Genomic DNA, 18,840 nt, shown 5'->3' with positions numbered 1-18,840 from the left:
ATTTCTGTAAATAGCTTCGAACTAGAGTTAAATCATCTGTATTTATACGCATAACAAAATATAAGATTTTGTCAACGAATTAGTTAACCTTTACAGGAATGACAGTGTGCAATTTAAACCTCTTTTCCGTTGATAAATACTGAATCGATTAAGTTACTTCCGAAGGAATACGGTAAAAACCCATACGAAGGAATCTCTTTGGTAAGGATTAAATTCGCTTTTTTTCCCTTGGTAATACTTCCAACCTCGTTTGATAAATTCATCGCATACGCTCCGTTAATGGTTGCTGCATTAATTGCCTCTTCTGGGGTCATTTTCATTTTAATACAAGCCGTTGCTACTACAAAATTCATGTTTCCTGATGGTGTAGACCCTGGGTTGTAATCGGTAGCTAAGGCTAAAGGCAATCCAGCATTCATAATATCACGAGCAGGGGTGTACGGAATACTTAAAAAGTACGAACACGAAGGCAAAGCAACAGGCATGGTTTGCGTTCCTTTTAGTGCTTCAATATCTTCTGTATTCATTACTTCTAAGTGATCTACCGACAACGCATTGTGTTTTATACTTACTTGTACACCACCAATAGTTGTAAACTGATTTACGTGTACTTTTGGTGTTAACCCGTATTGTTGTGCAGCGGCTAAAATTCTGTCGGTATCTTCTACCGAGAAATATCCAGTTTCACAGAAAGCATCTACAAAATCCGCCAAGTTTTCTTCAGCAACTTTAGGTAACATCTCATCAATAATTACATTGATGTATCCTTCTTTGTTGTTTTTGTATTCAGTAGGGAAGGCGTGTGCCCCTAAAAAAGTAGCTTTCACAGGGATGTTGTAGTTTTCACGTAACTTTTTAATAACACGTAACATTTTTAACTCAGCATCTACAGTTAAACCATAACCTGATTTTATTTCAACTGCTCCAGTACCTAAAGCAATCACTTCTTCTAATCGTTTAGCCGATTGTTGGTACAACTCTTCTTCTGAAGTTTCTTGTAACTTCTTTGCCGAATTTACAATACCACCACCACGATTGGCAATTTCTTCATAACTCAAACCATTAATTCTATCCACAAACTCCTGCTCACGATTACCTGCATATACAATGTGTGTATGCGAATCGCACCAAGTAGGCAACATCATTTTACCAGTACAATCCACCGTTTTATCAGCAGAAGTAGGGGCTTTTTTCATACTACCATAATCGGTAATAATACCATTTTCAACCAATAAAAAAGCGTTTTTTATGGTCGGTAAAATGTTCATCGAAGCTCCTGATACTTTTTTAGTACTTGTTTCTCTAATTTGTATTAATTCTTTGATGTTTATGAATAAAGTTGTCATGTTGAATGCTTAAATTTGTTAGACAAACTTACGGTAAAAACTACAATTTATGATACATTTTTTAGGAGTGATTTGCGTTTTAATACTCTTTTCTATTTCGTTAATTCATGTTTATTGGGCTTTTGGTGGAACTTTATGGGTAGATGCTGTGATACCTACTAAAACAGCAAATGAAAAAGCGATGAACCCACCTAAAGCACTAACTTTTGTTGTGGCTATGGTTATTAGCGTTTTTGCAGTAGTATATGCAGAAAAAGCACAGCTATTTACGTTACCTTTAATGCCTACATGGCTACAAAACTATGGGCTTTATGTTGTAGCCAGTATTTTTCTCATTAGAGCTATAGGTGATTTTAAATATGTAGGCTTTTCTAAGAAAGTTAAAGCAACTGAATTTGCCATAAATGATACCAAGTATTTTTCTCCATTGTGTTTATTTTTAGGTGTGGTTGGGTTGTTGATGGTGTTTTCGTAACTAGTTTTGTACTGTAATTATTTTTATATGGTATTGTAGTTTTTATTCCTTTATCAATTTAAACAATTCAAAAGCATCAGCTTTTGGTTGGTATCCGACTTTTTCTTTTGATTCCGTTATATCTAATCGTTTATATCTGTTATCTGAAATAGCATTCAAAACTTCATATTGTATGTTTTCTGTTTCAATGCATCCAATTAATAACTGATTAAAGTCATCAGGGTGTAAAAAAGCACTTAAATCTCTTGCGTTCATTTCTGTAAAGTCTTTTGGAAATTCGTAGGCTCCAATTCGCAAACAAATTGCAGAAATTCCATTATTATACGCGTGATAAGCGGCTAAAGCTTCTCCAAAGCATTTTGAAACTCCATAAATGTTTTTGGGTTTTACGAGCATATTTTTGTTTACTTGAATATCAGTTGGGTAACTTTCAATAGTTTGAGCACTGCTTGCGAAAATCAGTTTTTTACATTTTGCTTTTACGGCTGCTTTAAATATATTTTGAGTTATTTTTATATTCGTCTCCAAAATTTCATCTGACTCAGAAATTGGATCAACTATTCCAGCTAAATGGATTACAATATCAACTTCTTTACATAGCTTTAAGCAAACAGAAAAGTCCATCAAATCCGCTTTTTCAATTTGAACCTTGTCGGTAAAAATTCCGTTACTTGTAACAATATCTGCAACGGTTATTTTATATTTATGTTCAAAGTTTTGGACAAAATGCTTTGCTATTTTTCCAAATCCTCCAGTTATTAGTATTTTTTTTATCAAACTCTATATGTTTCTTTAAATTGGTTACAATGGTTAGTATAAGAAAAGTAAGGGACAAAAAAAGCACTTACTTTTCGTTTAGAACTTAGCTAACTTTACAATTATACCGTTATATTTTTTTAATCTGAAGAGTTTCTACTTGCTCTTTCATTAATTTATATAATATTCAATTTTTAGCTTGTAGGTAACTCGTATATATTGTTCATATGATTGTATATGCGGACAGTTAGCAATTTTTACTCTTCCAAATATAAAAAATAAACACAAGAAAGAATATATCTTTTATCAGGTCGACAATCCAACGGTAATAGAAGTGGTATTTCTTACCTAAGAGGAGTAACTTCAAACAAGTAAAAAGATAAAAATAGGTGCGTGTGTAGAAAAATGTTTGTTAATAGAGTATGTTGTGCTCTTTTAAAAATATTGTACATCAGTTAGTTATGTGTTTTTTCTTTTATACATGTAAAACGTGTGTTCGTGATTGATTATCAATCGTTTACTGCCTTTTTTTTAAGCGATGTTTATTAATTTCTCAACTTTATAATAGCAAATGATATGAAATAAAACAATAAGTGCAGTAGGGGACTTTAAAAAACTGCATTCGTACTCAGGTAAAGCCTAAAGGTTTGTTAGATATATAATGTATTTGATTAGGTTTTTAATCTGCTGTCGAAAATAACTTAGTAAACATTAAATACAATATATTATGAAAAATTCTCAATTCCCCTACGGTATTAATGCTTGGATCTTTTTAAATGAAGATGAACCACTAAAGACGAACTACAATAGTCCTGATAGCTGTTTTCAATCGCTTATTAAATACAATGTGTATGATAGTGTAACATCTCTTGGGATAGCTTTTTTTGAGGTAGTTCCTGCTACTAAAGGCACTACCATTAAAATAGGTGACTCATCACATCCAGGTGGACTTACAAATCAAGATTATTTGAATTCTGTATTGAAGGATGCCCGCCAAGTGAATCCGAATATTAAGTTTTTAACAACCATGGTATATTCGGGAGATAACACACTAGCTTCAATTTTTTCATCTGGTGGAAACGAACAAGAAGAAGCAACTAATTTTGCAACTAATTTGGTAGCTTACTTAAAAGAGACTGGTATGAACGGATTGGACGTTGATTGGGAAGGTGATGTGTCTACACGTATGACCCAATCTCAATTTAAAGTCTTATTTTCTACAATTCGCTCTGTGTTTGATAAGCAGAAAGTAAAATATTATTTGTCGTTTACTCCTGCATGGCCAACGAATTCGATTGATTATCCAACTGTAAATAGCGCATTTGATTTTGTATCACCTCAGTTTTACGATGGTACACCGTTATCTAGCTTTATAAATTCAGGAATATCACCAGAAAAAATTGGCTACGGAGCGCAATTTGAACCAGGAAATGCAGCACCGAACACTAGTGCTCAACAAGTTTGGAATCTAGTTTCTGAAGGGTTTACTAATAGAGGTGCTTCTTATGATTATCAGGATATTTTTATGTGGCGCTTCAACTCTGGGAACTTCCAGTTTGAGCAAGCCCAATTTATGATTCTTAATCAATTAGCTAACCCATTAACAAGTAATACATTTGACGATACTGCGATAGTTGGCGCTGCGGGGAATCCAAATATAACACAAATGACGATTCGTTCGGGTAATGTACTAGATGCTATCCAGACTGTAAATACCGGGACTGGACCTTATAATACTGGGACTCAGAATAGAAGTGTTGGAGTGTTTACATTACCACAGCATGGTGGAAATAGTGGAGTAGCTAAAACGATAGATATACCGTTAAACGACCCAATTGTGTCTGTTTCTGGTTATACAGGCGTGTGGTATGGTTGGCAATGTGTATTACAAATAACTTTAATAGGTAAAAGCGGGGCTTCTTATGGTCCTTTTGGAACTATGAGTGGTTCAGCTATGCAAACGCCTTTTAAACAGTCTGCTGAGGCAGGACAAAGTTTAGTAGCGTTTAAAGGATCTACCATAACAGTTCCGTTGGCAAATGGTAGTTATACTGAAGTTATTGCCAGCTTAAATGCTGTTTTTGCTAAGCCTTTTGTGGCTCAGAAAATAAACGAAAAGACGCTTTCTATTTAAGTTTTAGTAGTATAAAATACTTTTAGCATAGAATAAATAATATAGGCTATGTGTCATTAAAACGACACATAGTCTTTATTAATACAGTTTATTCTCTAAAAAGTAAATAAATATTGTTTTGGTTTATTGGTTTCCAGTTTTTTGCATGGAAACTGTTTTCTTTCCAATAAATTAAAAGGTTTATATGGTTTATTTTTATAGAATCCTTTGTTTGTGTTAATAGGTTTAAAGCGTCTTTACTTTGAGTAATTCCATTCATTTTAAAATGTCCATTTATTTCTGAAATAAAATCACTTAATTCTTCAATTCTTTTAATTTCAACCTGTTCACTATCAGCTTTAATAAGTTTATCCCACTTGTTTTCTAATTGCTTTTTTGAGTTACAACTAAATAAACTTAAAGAGATTAATGCAATTAGGAATGTGTTTGTTACTCTCATTTTATACCTTTTTCTTTTCCAAATGCCCATAATAACCCTTGAGTTATAAATGTTGGATAAACAGTTTCATGGTCTTCATTAGGAAAAACAATACTATTTATACTCAGGTTTTTATATGTTCTAGATTTTAACCTTTCTTCTAGAGTATTCATATCCGATACCATTTGAAACCCATTAGGGACGTTTTCCAAAGCTCCAATTCCCATGAATAAGTTGGCATTTAAATCAGAGTTGTTTTCAGAATATTCTTTTTCAATTTCAAAAATTGACTTATTATGATACCAAAGTGACGGGCTACCTGACATATAGTAATCGAATGTATCTGGGTTGCTAATTACCATGTAGTTAGTTAATAATCCTCCAAATGAATGTCCAGCAAAAGCTTTTTGGTTTAAATCAATTTTGTAATTACTACCTAAATAAGGTATAAGTTCATTTTTCATGAACAGGATGAAGTTATTTGCTTGTCCAGATTTTAACCTAGCTTCTTTAGAGTACCCATTTGGTTCATTAGGGGAATATGTAGGAGTATAATCACGAGTTCTTGATATGCCAAAATGCTCTCCTTTTGCGTATGAGATTCCAACAATAATTATTTCATCTATTTTGTTTGAAAATTTTAGTCTTGTATATATGCTAGATACAAGAGGGAAAGCATATCCAGCATCGGTAAGTACTAGAATTGGATATTGCTTCTTTGACTTAGAGTAACCTCTTGGCAACTTTATATATATGTCGTACTCTTTTTTTGTGTACTTTGACTTTAAGGATAATACTTCCGAGTTTGGAATAACAAATTTTCTTTTTTTAGTAGCTGAAAGAGTGTTTTCTACCTTTTCATCAATATGAATTTTTAAATCACCTTCAGCATTTTTGTTTTCTTTACTTGAGCATGAGTACAATATAAATAGGAAGATAAAAAGAATGGATTTTAGTAAATTCATTAAATTAATTTGTTTTATTAGAATTGTAGCTAATTTTTTAGTTCGTCCAAATATAAAAAAGAAAGATAAAAATAGGTGCGTGTGTAGAAAAATGTTTGTTAGGTGCTGTGCTATATAAAGAGAGCATTAAAAAACGCTGTTAACATAAGTATTAACAGCGTTGGTTTGTAGAGGATGTATTTTAAATTTCCCCAATTTCTTGATATATCTTCTTTTTAGAGTTTTCAAAAATAGCTCCTCCAAACTCTTCATTATCTAAAGAAATAATGGAAACATCTTTAATACCCATAATTCCAAAAACAAATTTTAAATAGGTTGTTTGGAAATTCATATGTTCGTTTTTTTCATTTTCACCATAGCCAGTATCTCCTCGACTAGATAGAATAAACATTTTTTTGTTTTTCAAAAGCCCTACATAATCACCATCGGGTGTTCCTGAGCGGAATTTCCATGTTTCATTAATTCTCATAAGTTGATCGATGTAAGTTTTTAATCCGCTAGGAATAGACCAATTGTACATAGGCGTACCAATAACATACACATTGTGTTCTTTAAATTCTTTAATTAGGTCATTGCTCAAAGCAACTCCTGATTGATTTTCTGCTGTTCTTTCTTCAGGTTTCATAAACGCACTAGCAATCCATTTTTCGTTGATGTGAGGAATTTCTTTTAATCCAACTTCTCGGTACGAAAACGTATCGTTAGGATGCTTTTGTTGCCAATTATCTACAAAAAGCTGTGTTAGTTTTCTGCTGTGTGATTTTTGGTTTCTTACACTTGCATTGATAATAAGTACTTTGTTCATATCTTAATATAGTTTACATGATATGGCAAAGTTCGTTGTAGAAAAAGTAAAAAATATTGACCTAGTTTAAGATGGCTTGTGTTTTTTACGAACTCTACTTAAAAACTCAGGAGTTACACCTAAGTACGAAGCAATTAAGTATTGAGGAACTTTCTCTGCTATTTTTGGATAGTCTTTTATAAAATCAAGATACCGTTGTTCAGCATCATACACATTGTTGTGAATAATTCTTCTTTGTATGCTACCAAGATAATTTTCGAGGATAATTCTAAAAAAGCGTTCTAATTTAGGTACTTGCTTTAGCATTTCCTGAAAAGAATCATAACGTATTTGTAACAATTCAGTTTTTTCTATTGCTTGAATATTGTAAATAGAAGGTTGTTGTTTTTGAAAGCTATCAATATCAGTTGCCCACCAGTTTTCTATGGCAAAATATAATACCTCTTCAGTTCCTGTAGCAGCATTTATATAAAAGGCTTTAAGGGTTCCATTAATTACAAAATTATCAGTTCTACATACATCACTATTTCTTAAGAGATAGTCTCCTTTTTCAAGAGTCTTTTTAGTCCAAAAGCTTTTAATGATACTCTCTTCTTCTGAAGTTAACTTGATGTATTTTGAAATAGATGTGATTAATAGTTCTTTCATTTAATTTACCGTTAAAGAAAACATATTACTCTTTTTTTAATTTGGCTAGGGTATAGGTTCGCTCAACAGATTCACCTGTTTTACTTGTAACTTGTTCAGTTTTATGGATAAGCGCGTCAATTTTTAAGTTAGAAGCGCTTACAAGTGTCTTTATCTCTTCTTTTCCAAACAGCTGAAATTTATCACCCACAAAAGGTAAGTTTTTCATAAATTCTTTATTGGCATAGGTTAAAATACAAATACCATTAGGTTTTAAAACGCGTTCAATTTCGGTTATCAGTTTTTGAGGATTCGACCAAAAATATATCGTATTTACACTCATAACACGGTTAAAAGAATTGTTTTTAAACGGAATTGTTTCTCCGTCGTAAAGAAGAAATTCAGCTTGCGTAGTTGTATTAATAGTTTTAGCTTCCTCGTGCATTGTTTTAGAAATTTCTAACCCAAAATAACCTATATTGTCAGCTTCGGCTAATAATTTTTGTAAATGTCCGCAATTACCATGACCGAGTTCTAGTACAGAATTTTTGTCTTTCAACTCTAAAGAATCAATAGTACTTAAAGTCATGTTAATATTAGTCTCGTTCATGTTTTTTCCAACTTCAACACCTAATTTTCCATCAGGACAACTTAATTGTTCTTCTAATTCCTTAATTTCCTTTTGTGTTAATTGCATAGCTTTTTGGTTGAAATTAATAGTGAGATATTAAAAAACTAAATTATTGAAAAATAAACTGTATACCAAAAAAGTGGAAGTATATAAAATAGGGGTATAATACTTATTATATCTTTTTTACCCAGTTCAAAAAATCTTTAAAAACAGTGTTCCAGTGTTTTTCATACTTTCCATTCTCTAATTCTTTTCCAAAACCATGGTCTAAACCAGGGTAGGATTTGAATGTTAAATTATTTTTCTGTTTCCTAATAAACTCTATTGGAATAAGGTAAGCGGATTCTGGAGCTACAGCCTGATCTTTTGTTCCAATAGCTACAAATAAAGGCTTTGAAATTTTTAATAAATTATCAATTGGGGGTTCAGAAAAAGAACTCCACCTTTTATAACTATTGTTTTTACCAGCCCAATATTTATCGGTAGCATTAGGGTTTGCCATTATTTTTTTAAAATCTTCTAATATTGAACTAATCTCTCTTTGTGCTTCTTTTTCACTAATTAAACCTTTTGCTAATTTATTTCTAGTAAATGTAATAAAGTCAATAAACTGTGTGTTTCCTCCACCAGACAAATACCCAAAATGAGTTATACCGTTATTTATAGTTCCTAATTTAGCAACAACATCGCTTCCTTCAGAGTGTCCGAGAGCAATAACTTTTTTGAGTTGATTTGGATACTTTTTAGTAATGCTGTTAATTACTTGGTTAGCTTGATGAGTTCGATACGCTAATGTTTGGTTTTCATAATAAGATTTAGGAACAGGAAATTCCTCATCCATTTTTGTTAAGAAAGGAAACCCTTTTTTAGATATTACAACAAATAGATAATTATCAGGCAAAAGGTTAAAATCAAGGGGCAATGTTGTTCCAACATACGTTTTTCCATTTTCTTTCATTGTTTGATATAGAGACATTGCTTTCGATCCTTGAATGTATAAGAGAAGAACATTGGTAGATTCAATATCTTTTTTAGCATATGTATGATAGTTAATGGTGTCTTTATTTGTTACTACGGAATAGTGTTTAAAAGTCTTTAAGTCTTTTGTTCTTTGGCTAAAGGATGTTGAACAAATACATAATGATAATAATAGTGTAAGTAGTTTCATATAAATCTTTTTAATTTTATATTAAAGACTGAAAAGAAAAAGACATGTTGCAAAACTTACATTTAAAAATGTATTTAACTAATATTCAACTATATAATTTCGTAGCTTAGTATTACTTTAATATAAAAACTAAATAGTTATGCATTATCACGACGGACATTTTTGGGGAATGCATTTTGTATGGTGGATTGTTTGTATAGTAATAGGAGTATTCTTTTTCTTTTTTTACAGTTCTTTATTCCAAGTAACAAAAAAAGAATCTCCGTTAGAAGTCCTTAAAAGATGTTTTGCAAAAGGTGAAATAACCAAAGAAGAATATGAAGAGGCTAAAAAAGTATTAGACTCTTAAGTGTAATAAACAAGAAACCCTTTGTAAAAATTACAAAGGGTATATTACTCCACAGGTTTATCCTGAGGTTATTTGCTCTAATACTCAACTTTATCTTCTTTCTTAGACCATTTCTGAAAAGGTTCTAGAGCAATATCGCGTCCTATTTGTTCAAACGGAATACTTCTTTTTTCGTAAGGTAGTGGAATTTCTTTATAAATAAATTCATCATCAAAACCGATATCGGCGGCATCTTGCTGGTTGCTACCGTAAAAAACTTTATCAGGACGCGCCCAATAAATAGCACCTAAACACATAGGGCATGGTTCGCAAGAGGTATACACCACACAACCGTCTAACTGAAAAGAACCTATATTTTTACAAGCATCACGAATAGCAGTTACTTCTGCGTGAGCTGTTGGGTCGTTAGTAGAGGTAACTTTGTTGTTTCCTCGTCCAATAATTTCTCCATCCTTTACTACAATGCACCCAAAAGGTCCTCCTTCATTGTTTTGCATTCCTTTTAAAGCTGCTTTTACAGCTTCACTCATATATTCTTCGTGTGTATTCATTGTTTAATTTTTATAAAAAAAGGTTACAAAACTAAGTCTTTTCTTTGGTTCAAGTTACTAAATAAAATATTTTTTAAAGTAGAAATATAAAGATTACTTACACTTGGTATCAAAAAACAGCTTTTTATAACTGTAATTTATGGGGTTATGACATCTTTTTTAATAGGCTAGTAAAATATTCTCTAATTTGTAACTATTATCAAAAACTAATCAATCATGAAATTAACAACCAAACTTATTTTAAATACAATGCTAGTAATGGGTGTTGTGTTTTTTTATTCTTGTAAAAAGGAGAAAAAAGAAAATGATGCTGTAGAGCAAGTAGCAAAAGTAGCTTACAACAAAACAGCAACCAAAAGTTTATGTGAAAGTGATTGGTTTCCTCACACACAAACCCCAGCCCCTGCTGAAGGAAAAGGAAGTCCGTTTGATGTATCGAGCACAACCAATGCAATTTTTCACCAATGGTCTTGGCAAAAGTTTTTATGGCTTACCAAACCAGAATATCAAATAGAAAAATTAGTAGTAAAACAAGAAGGAAAAGAAGTTCCTCTGTATGTGGGAGAAATGTTACCGTTATTTTTAAACCCTAAGAAAATGCACCAAGTAACATCGCATATGCAAGATGTAGTTCCCAAACAAGGAGCTGCTGTAGTATTAGAAGACACAGCCCAAGCAGGTTCAGGAGGAATATTAAAAACAAATCCTGAGTATAACAAAGAAGGAGTATCAGAAACGGTATTTTATTCAATTCACATAAGTTCTACAATGAGAGAGGCATCAAGAAAGTATAGAGATTCTATAGTTAACGGAACTTTGAGTCAAGATAATCAAGCATCTTTTCCTGTAGGTTCTTTAGAGTTAAAAGTATCATGGACACCTGTTACGGCTATTGCTGAAGAAGAAATTGATAACTACTATACAACGGTAGCGGCGTTGAGTACAGACGGAACAACATATACTAACACAAAGGTAGCACTGCTAGGAATGCATGTTGTAGGAATTGTAGAGAATCACCCAGAATTTATTTGGGCTACGTTTGAACATGACGATTTAGCACCAAACTATAACTGGAAAGAAAACAAAGCGACTTCAGCTACCAATAAATTATTATTTGCTGAAGGAACTACTACGGGAATTGACGGTATTGTATGGAGTAATGGTAGTGCTAAATTACCATATAAGGCATACGATTTATTTAAGTATGGAGTTCCAAGAGATAGTGTAGGGAACTTTATGAACACAAGTCAGTCAGAACCTATAAACTTTAATAACATAGAGAACCTTAATCTTTGTGTAAAAGAAAATTTAACTGATGTATGGAAAAACTATTTCTACAACGGTTCTCTTTGGATTGATACAGATGGATTGACTCTAGAAGAGCAAACTGCTACAATAAATAGTTTAGGAGGAAACATAGGAAATGCAACACCAGACAGTACTTCGGTAGCAAGAGGATCGGTAAACTGTGCTAATGTTACCATGGAAACATATACACAAACTTTTAAAAGTAGCTTAAAAGACATTAATGCATCAAACCTAGCAAACTGTTTTAGTTGTCATAACGCTGTAAACTTTTCAACAAATAAGAAATCGCCATTGTATATAAGTCACATATTTAACGCATACTTATTAAGAGGAGAAGGAAAAACATTTAATCAAGTAGAAGCTTTAAAAGCAAAGCAAGAAGTAGAAGACTTTATGAAAAACAGCTTAAAGTAAAGTTTTTAAGATTGACTTTACAAAAAGCCTCTCCAGTCTATTTAGTTACTGGGGAGGTTTTATTTTTGTTAGTTGTTGGCATGTTTTACTCAAAATCACAGTCATTCCGAACGATAGAGAGGAATCTTTTTAAAAGGAGTAACAAATTTACAATCGTAAACCGTCATTTCAAAGAAGGCGAGGACAGAGAAATTTTATAGTTGTATGTTAGGAGCTTTAAAATATTTTTCTAACTATCATGAATGAGGTTCAACATAGTTAAATCTCATAAATATAAGTACCTAAAATTATCAATTAATACTACGTCTTTTCCAAAAAGGAGCTTCTTTCCATCGAGTTTCAGTACTATAAAAAAAGTTTTTATGCTTTAGGTAATGATTCCAAACTTGTTGTATTTGTTGACTATATAATATATTGAATTGTTCCATCTTATCAGGATGTAAATCCTTAATAAAGTTAATATTTATAAGTAACTTTTGAAGCTGCATAGCATTCGCCATAGCGTTAAACATTCCCTGAGAAGAAAGTGGATCAAAACTCATAGCAGCATCGCCCAAAGCAATCCATTGTTTACCAGCTACCTGTTCTAAACGAGTAGAATTGGCACTTACCGTACCATGGAAGTTAATACTTGCTTCGTTACCTTTAATTAAAGGAGCATTGAGTTTATTCTGTTTGGTAAAAGCTAAAAAAGCATCTAGATGTTTAAACGTATTTCTATCCACTAAATCAGCATCTGTTTGAAAAGAGATGACCCTTTTATTATCGGGAACTATAGCACTATACCACCAACCTAATTCATCAGCTACAATCGTACTCATGGTATTTTCTAACGTATTTGGTAAGCTCATCCAACAAGATATTAACTTATCATACGATGTACGTTGAATACCTAAGCTTTTGGTGAAATGCGATTGTCTACCAGTGGCGTCAATTACGAATTTTGTCTGAATAGTATGTGTGATTCTTTTTTTTAAATCATCAGACTTTGTAGTTACTTTCCAGTAGTTATTTTCATAAGAGCTAGTAGAAAGTCGTGTTCCCCAAATACAATTAACCCCTCTTTCAGCAGCACTCTTTCTTAAGTAAACTTCAAAGTTCTTCCTATCTAAACTTCTAGAGAAGCCATCGGGGTTTCTCAAATGATCAACAACTTGAAGTTGATTACTTCTCCAGTAAGATTGCATTCCTAAATTATTACGGAATATGGTTTGTTTTATAGAATCCGATTCGTTTTCTAATAGATTCAGCTCTTTTAAAATCCGTTGTGCAGAAGGAGCTAATGATTCTCCAATTCTATCAACAGGTTCAACCAGTTTATCCAGTAGAGTAACATTATAATGATTAACCAAAGAAATGGCGGCAATGCAACCTGCAATGCCACCACCTATAATTAGTATGTCAGTAGTACTATTATATTCTTTCAACATTTATATTATTTAGGAGTATACCTTGAAAAACGTGTCATTTTCTCAGGAATACCAACTTCAACTCTTTTAGGAGTAGTTTCTTGGTGTGAATCAGACTGTTTCATGTGGTGTAACTTAGAAGCAATTAAATGTATGGTTTTAATAACATTTGGTGTTGCTTTAAAGTCTTTTGCTAGTTCATCTTCAGTCAACGTTAATAAACTACGTTGAGCATCTTCCAATATAAATTGCTCGTTTAATAAATTATCGTGTGATAGTTTGTCTACGGCTGCATCTATTGTATTTTGAACTCCTTTCTTTAATGTATGTTTAGCAGTTAAAACACCTTGTAAGTCTTGTATGGTAGTTTTTAATAGTGCTGCTTCTTGTTCTGGAGTAGGAGTAATACCCACTTGCATTTCTTTAGGGAAATTAGGATCGTGTGCAACCCCTGGACGCTTTTGTACCACGGCTAACTGATCAAAATACTTAATCATGCTATTAATTTGATTTGTATAGGTAGGTGCTTCACCGTCTAACGGAAGATTATCTAGCCAATCGGAACGGAAATTAAAGGCCTGAATACGGGTTTCTTCTGATAAATTAGAATCCATTGTTTCTTTATAACGTTCTTCACTTAAGATGTTATTCGGCACTCTAGCAGGCCAAAATGTTGGTAAATACGGATCATACTCACTTGTATATCCATCTCTACAACTTGCTGTATCTGTTTGCCAAGGAATTGCCATCCAACGCGTAATACTCCCAGCTACTTGTCCACCTAAAATAGGACCTTTTGCCAATGGTAAGATATCATTATTCATCATAGGACCGTAATAGGCAGTGTTTACAGGCGGTGTTTTAGGTGCATGTTTAATTCTAAAAGGAGCCATGTACATACCAGAAGAACGCATAGGCCAGGTCATTTCACAGCCAGGGTGAAAAGCATCAGCCAAACAAAACTCCATAGCTGCTTTGGTTAACATATCCGGTTGTTCAGCAACAGGAAGCTCGTCTATCGTTGGAGGCTTAGGTGTGTGCGGACATCTAGTCATATCTACATAATCAGCATCAAAATCACCTTGTACCCATTGGTCTAAAAACTCTAATTGTAAGTCTGATAAGGTAGCATGTTGTCGAACAGAACCCGTAGAAGGAATGCTGATTGCATCACCATATAGCCAAGGCCATAGTTGAGGTGCTTCTGCTCCTGACACATCAAAACGACGGAAGTTGTTAGAAATCGTTCTTCGCATTTCCATATAAGCAGGCGACGGATTACCTAATCGTTTTATCCACTCATTAGTGGTGTAGTTGAACTGACCTCCAAAACCAAAAGCTCCTGCAAAACCTGCATTCACCCATTGTAAGTCAGTCATACGTTGGAAGATTGGTAATATATCTTTGGTAAACGATGGTCTAGTAGGACGTACTAACATTTTAGACTTTACGGCTACATCACGCATTAAATCCCACATAGTACGTACCGATTTTTGCATCGGTGCATAATCTGGTGGAGCACAAATAACCCAGGCTGGATCTACTTTTAATTTTGTTCCTTCGTATTCAACTTCCGCAGTAACAGGACCGTCCGAAATATCATCGTACCAACCTTCGTTATTTGCAAACGTAATGGCAATATCACCGTTGATGTTTTCCGATTTCCCATGTCCGCCTAACATCACTAAACGTCCTTTTTCATCGGTACGCATTTCACCTAAGTACACTTTTTTTGAAAGAAATTCACCTTCAAAGAAAGGTCCTTCTTTAACATTGGTGCCGGTAATAGATTTTGCACCTCCGTCAATTAATAATGAATTACGATCTTTTACATCAATATTTCGTAACATAGAAGGAGGCACGTCAGCAGCTTCAGGAATATCTAAGGCAATATTGAACTGATACCAAGACGATTTTTGATTGGCTAAATGGCTATGCCACGTAATTTTTGCATTTTCAGAGGTTAATTCTTTCACCGCTTTTCCTGCAGCATTGAATCCGTAAACTCTAAACTGTGCTGCTTGTCTTTTTAAGGCACCTGTTTTATCTCTATATGCATACGGGTCGGTTTGAGATTCAGGGTTGTCAACCAGTGGGCCAATAAAGTATTCGTTTTCACTGTTTCCTACACGCATCACGCCAATAGGAGGGTAGATACCTGCTTTTACGATACAGTCACTATTTTCATCGGTGTTACCTTCAAACTGTGGATTGATTTCTTTGGGTTCTTGTAATTGCTGCCCGTTTGCTTGATGACGTGCTTCGGCACTAGCAGCATATACTACTTTTCTTGCTTGTGCAATAGATCCTAATGGTTCGTGTTGAGGTAAGGTTCTCCAAATATTAAAGGCTAAGTTGCTTCCAAACTCTGCTTGCCCAATACCAGCCACATCTTGTTGAGGTAAATGTAATTTAGCTATACATATATATGGACTTTCTTCTGTGCTCCAAACTACCTGTGCATCATCTAACGGCATGGTAGCATCGTTGGTACGCAATTGTATTTCGAAACGGAAGGTCGCTTCTTTGGTTAACAAACGCTGTTGTAAGTCGATACCTAAGTAATTGTTATCGTTAAAAGGAGTTCCTTTATAAGTGTCTTCAGGAACTAAACGATATTTTACAATTTGAGAGTCGCCTAATTTAAAGGGAAGAATTGCCCAGTAGCTAGCACTTAATACACTAGCTTCTTCTTTGGTCATTGCTTTTAAAATACTCGCTAATTCGGGATGTTTTGCTATGTACGAGTCGTAATCACGATCAATAACACCAGCAGTGGTAAAACTACACATCTGTTGTGCATCACGTGCAAAAAAGCGATCGATGTTTTGAAATATAAAATCAGCATTTGTACCATCTCCCAATAGTTTAGGGCCTTCTACACCGAAGAGTTTTAAACCTACACCTAAAGTAGAGTGTAAATCGGGAGAAGTTGGTCCCGTATCACTTGAAAAACGAACAGCACATTCGTAAGTATCACCAGCAAAAATTCCGATTTTGAATTTTTCTTCGATGTCTTTGTTTACTACAAAACGACCGTAGGCGATACCGTGTTGTTTTCTAAATACAGCTCTCTCGGCAGGCTGCTGTCCGTTTTCAATACGGGTTTTTTGTCCCATTTCTACAAACATTTCTTTTAAACGTTGTGTAACTTGGGTAATGTCTCCATCGCAGTTCCAGCATGATGAAGACTTGTCTTGTGAGGGGTTTGTCATTTTTGGTTAGTTTAAGTTTGACATTATATATCTTTAAAAATAAGGAATATAAGTTAGAGTTGGTTTTAAGAAATTCTTAAGCGTTTAGTTTTTGGGTATTAATTGTTGGTATTTTGATTTGAGAGAATCCTCATAATGATTCACTATTGTTAAAAACAATAGTAGTTAATAGCTTAATACAGCTATGAAGGATAGATTTTTTTTATAGAATAAGGATATTTTTTTGTAGTGCTATTAGTTATCCGTACCTTCAAACTTTGAAAAAGCAAAAGTAATCCTTACTATATTTCTTTTAATTTTTTGATTGAACTAAGAATACACTACGTGTAAGTGTAATGGTGTATTATCGTGATTTATGTGTTTTTAAAACACAAATAATAATTGTAAAAAGAAACTATTAAAAATTTAAATAAATTAGTATGATAAAGACAGAAAATAATAAAAAAGGAGTAATCGGTATTACCAAACAAGCAAGTTTAATAGATAAGAATATTGGTTCGTATAAAGAGCATTTTATAAATGAACATTTTGGATACACTGTAAAATTATCTAAAGGGGCAATTCATATACCAAGAAAAACCGCTGAAGATTATGAAGTTCAAAAAGGAATTGTTACTCCTGAAAGAATTAAAAAAATAGCAGAAACATATACATATCAAGAGATATAATTTCTTAAAAAGTTCGTTATATAAAAAACCACATCTAATTGATGTGGTTTTTTATATCTATGAGTAAGTTTTTTTTACTTTAAACTTCCTGTCATGTCTTCTGGCTTTACCCATTCGTCATATTGTTCTGGAGTTACATACCCTAAACGTACGGCTTCTTCTTTTAAAGTAGTTCCGTTAGCGTGTGCTGTATTAGCAATTTCAGCAGCTTTGTAATAGCCTATTTTAGTATTTAAGGCAGTAACTAACATTAGAGAGTTGTTTAATAACTCAGTAATTCTTGTTTGGTTAGGTTCTATACCCGCTGCACAGTTTACGTCGAATGATACACAAGCGTCTCCAATTAATTGAGCTGATTGTAACACGTTAGCAGCCATCATAGGTTTGAAAACGTTTAACTCGTAATGACCTTGTGTACCACCTAAAGTTACTGCTACGTCGTTACCCATTACTTGTGCACATACCATGGTAATCGCTTCTGCTTGCGTTGGATTTACTTTTCCTGGCATGATAGAAGAACCTGGTTCGTTTGCAGGAATAATGATTTCTCCAATTCCAGAACGCGGTCCTGATGCCATTAAACGAATATCGTTGGCGATTTTATTTAACGAAACAGCTAATTGCTTCAAGGCTCCGTGTGTTTCAACTAACGCATCGTGTGCAGCCAAAGCTTCAAATTTATTTTCAGCAGTTATAAATGGTAATCCTGTAAAATCAGCGATATATTTAGCAACTAATACATCGTAACCAGCTGGAGTGTTTAATCCTGTTCCTACCGCAGTTCCTCCTAAAGCTAATTGTGCTAAATGTGCTAAGGTATTTTTTAAGGCTTTTAAGCCAAAGTTTAGCTGCGCTACATATCCAGAAAATTCTTGTCCTAAGGTTAAGGGAGTAGCATCCATTAAGTGTGTACGTCCAATTTTAACCACATCTTTAAAAGCTTCTGATTTAGCTTGTAAGGTATCGCGTAATTGCTCTACACCTGGAATGGTTACTTCTACAATCTTTTTGTAGGCTGCAATGTGCATTCCGGTAGGGAAGGTATCGTTAGACGATTGTGATTTGTTTACATCATCGTTTGGTTGAATGGTTTTTTCTCCTTCACCAATTATATTTCCTGCAATTTCGTGTGCACGGTTAGCAATTACTTCGTTTACATTCATGTTTGACTGTGTGCCAGAACCTGTTTGCCAGATTACCAAAGGAAATTGATTGTCGTGTTTTCCTGCTAAAATCTCATCACATACTTGTGCAATTAAGTCACGTTTTTCAGTAGCTAAAACACCTAACTCTGCGTTAGTGTAAGCTGCTGCTTTTTTTAAGTATGCAAATCCGTGTACTACTTCTAAAGGCATAGAGGCAGCAGGGCCAATTTTAAAGTTGTTACGAGAACGTTCTGTTTGTGCTCCCCAATATTTATCAGCAGGAACTTCTACTTGTCCCATCGTATCTTTCTCAATTCTATATTTTGTCATTTGGAATGATTTAAAAGGCTAAAAATTAATGATGCTCAAAATTACAAATTCTTATAGTTTTTAATAGTGATTTTTATCAGATTTTATTGGAGGAAAAGAAAAATAGTTATAATTTTGTGGCATAAC

Annotated in this window: 17 protein-coding genes; 5 read left to right on the top strand and 12 right to left on the bottom strand. The window is 33.5% G+C overall.

Going from position 1 to position 18,840, the window contains the following annotated elements:
* Positions 1–113: 113 nt before the first annotated feature.
* Entirely contained in the window at positions 114–1,346 is a 1,233-nt protein-coding gene (gene hutI, locus C7448_RS11310) for an imidazolonepropionase (RefSeq protein ID WP_115901488.1), read from the bottom strand.
* A gap of 49 nt (positions 1,347–1,395) precedes the next feature.
* Between hutI and C7448_RS11305 the strand changes: the two genes are divergently transcribed.
* Positions 1,396–1,821, top strand: a complete 426-nt coding sequence (locus C7448_RS11305) for a DUF3995 domain-containing protein (RefSeq protein ID WP_115901487.1) — start codon at positions 1,396–1,398, stop codon at positions 1,819–1,821.
* 42 nt (positions 1,822–1,863) lie between these two features.
* Here C7448_RS11305 and C7448_RS11300 read toward each other — a convergent pair whose 3' ends face one another.
* Positions 1,864–2,598 carry an NAD-dependent epimerase/dehydratase family protein gene (locus C7448_RS11300; protein WP_115901486.1) on the bottom strand — a complete coding sequence of 245 codons (735 nt, stop codon included), beginning with the start codon at positions 2,596–2,598 and terminating at the stop codon, positions 1,864–1,866.
* A gap of 706 nt (positions 2,599–3,304) precedes the next feature.
* On the opposite strand from C7448_RS11300, the gene C7448_RS11295 reads away from it, so the two are divergent.
* Complete coding sequence (locus C7448_RS11295; RefSeq protein ID WP_115901485.1) at positions 3,305–4,711, top strand: glycosyl hydrolase family 18 protein; 1,407 nt, start codon at positions 3,305–3,307, stop codon at positions 4,709–4,711.
* Positions 4,712–4,799: 88 nt separating this feature from the next.
* On the opposite strand, the gene C7448_RS11290 is transcribed toward C7448_RS11295, so the two are convergent.
* The 6 genes from C7448_RS11290 to C7448_RS11265 all read right to left on the bottom strand — a co-directional run bounded on the left by C7448_RS11290 (position 4,800) and on the right by C7448_RS11265 (position 9,325).
* Positions 4,800–5,150: a hypothetical protein gene (locus C7448_RS11290; protein WP_115901484.1), complete on the bottom strand. Its 351-nt coding sequence runs from the start codon at positions 5,148–5,150 to the stop codon at positions 4,800–4,802.
* The gene (locus tag C7448_RS11285; RefSeq protein ID WP_115901483.1) at positions 5,147–6,094 is read right to left on the bottom strand and encodes an alpha/beta hydrolase; all 948 of its coding nucleotides are present in this window, start codon (positions 6,092–6,094) and stop codon (positions 5,147–5,149) included. Before C7448_RS11285 ends, C7448_RS11290 begins: the two co-directional genes overlap by 4 nt.
* A 181-nt stretch (positions 6,095–6,275) precedes the next feature.
* Entirely contained in the window at positions 6,276–6,899 is a 624-nt protein-coding gene (locus C7448_RS11280) for an FMN-dependent NADH-azoreductase (RefSeq protein ID WP_115901482.1), read from the bottom strand.
* A 66-nt stretch (positions 6,900–6,965) separates the two neighbouring features.
* Complete coding sequence (locus C7448_RS11275) at positions 6,966–7,547, bottom strand: Crp/Fnr family transcriptional regulator (RefSeq protein ID WP_115901481.1); 582 nt, start codon at positions 7,545–7,547, stop codon at positions 6,966–6,968.
* Positions 7,548–7,572: 25 nt separating this feature from the next.
* Positions 7,573–8,223 carry a class I SAM-dependent methyltransferase gene (locus C7448_RS11270; RefSeq protein ID WP_115901480.1) on the bottom strand — a complete coding sequence of 217 codons (651 nt, stop codon included), beginning with the start codon at positions 8,221–8,223 and terminating at the stop codon, positions 7,573–7,575.
* A 106-nt stretch (positions 8,224–8,329) separates the two neighbouring features.
* Positions 8,330–9,325 carry a dienelactone hydrolase family protein gene (locus tag C7448_RS11265; protein ID WP_115901479.1) on the bottom strand — a complete coding sequence of 332 codons (996 nt, stop codon included), beginning with the start codon at positions 9,323–9,325 and terminating at the stop codon, positions 8,330–8,332.
* 139 nt (positions 9,326–9,464) lie between these two features.
* Here C7448_RS11265 and C7448_RS11260 point away from each other — a divergent pair, with 139 nt between their 5' ends.
* Positions 9,465–9,674, top strand: a complete 210-nt coding sequence (locus C7448_RS11260; protein ID WP_115901478.1) for an SHOCT domain-containing protein — start codon at positions 9,465–9,467, stop codon at positions 9,672–9,674.
* Positions 9,675–9,751: 77 nt separating this feature from the next.
* On the opposite strand, the gene C7448_RS11255 is transcribed toward C7448_RS11260, so the two are convergent.
* Positions 9,752–10,225 (bottom strand): nucleoside deaminase, encoded by a 474-nt coding sequence (locus C7448_RS11255; protein ID WP_115901477.1) that lies wholly within the window; start codon positions 10,223–10,225, stop codon positions 9,752–9,754.
* A gap of 216 nt (positions 10,226–10,441) precedes the next feature.
* On the opposite strand from C7448_RS11255, the gene C7448_RS11250 reads away from it, so the two are divergent.
* The gene (locus C7448_RS11250) at positions 10,442–11,947 is read left to right on the top strand and encodes a hypothetical protein (RefSeq protein ID WP_115901476.1); all 1,506 of its coding nucleotides are present in this window, start codon (positions 10,442–10,444) and stop codon (positions 11,945–11,947) included.
* A gap of 290 nt (positions 11,948–12,237) precedes the next feature.
* On the opposite strand, the gene C7448_RS11245 is transcribed toward C7448_RS11250, so the two are convergent.
* Complete coding sequence (locus tag C7448_RS11245) at positions 12,238–13,377, bottom strand: NAD(P)/FAD-dependent oxidoreductase (RefSeq protein WP_115901475.1); 1,140 nt, start codon at positions 13,375–13,377, stop codon at positions 12,238–12,240.
* Positions 13,378–13,382: 5 nt separating this feature from the next.
* A complete protein-coding gene (locus tag C7448_RS11240; RefSeq protein WP_115901474.1) occupies positions 13,383–16,571 on the bottom strand; it encodes a LodA/GoxA family CTQ-dependent oxidase in 3,189 nt (1,062 codons plus the stop codon).
* A gap of 419 nt (positions 16,572–16,990) precedes the next feature.
* On the opposite strand from C7448_RS11240, the gene C7448_RS11235 reads away from it, so the two are divergent.
* On the top strand, positions 16,991–17,239 hold the full coding sequence (locus C7448_RS11235; RefSeq protein ID WP_115901473.1) for a hypothetical protein: 249 nt from the start codon (positions 16,991–16,993) through the stop codon (positions 17,237–17,239).
* Between the two features lie 74 nt (positions 17,240–17,313).
* Here the strand turns inward: C7448_RS11235 and fumC are convergent, their stop codons facing one another.
* Positions 17,314–18,714 (bottom strand): class II fumarate hydratase, encoded by a 1,401-nt coding sequence (gene fumC / locus C7448_RS11230; RefSeq protein WP_115901472.1) that lies wholly within the window; start codon positions 18,712–18,714, stop codon positions 17,314–17,316.
* Positions 18,715–18,840 lie beyond the last annotated feature (126 nt).

Origin of the sequence: Tenacibaculum gallaicum (assembly GCF_003387615.1) — a bacterium.
Lineage (GTDB): Bacteria > Bacteroidota > Bacteroidia > Flavobacteriales > Flavobacteriaceae > Polaribacter > Polaribacter gallaicus.
Note: the sequence above shows the minus strand (reverse complement) of the source record. Positions and strands in the feature narration are given on the sequence as shown.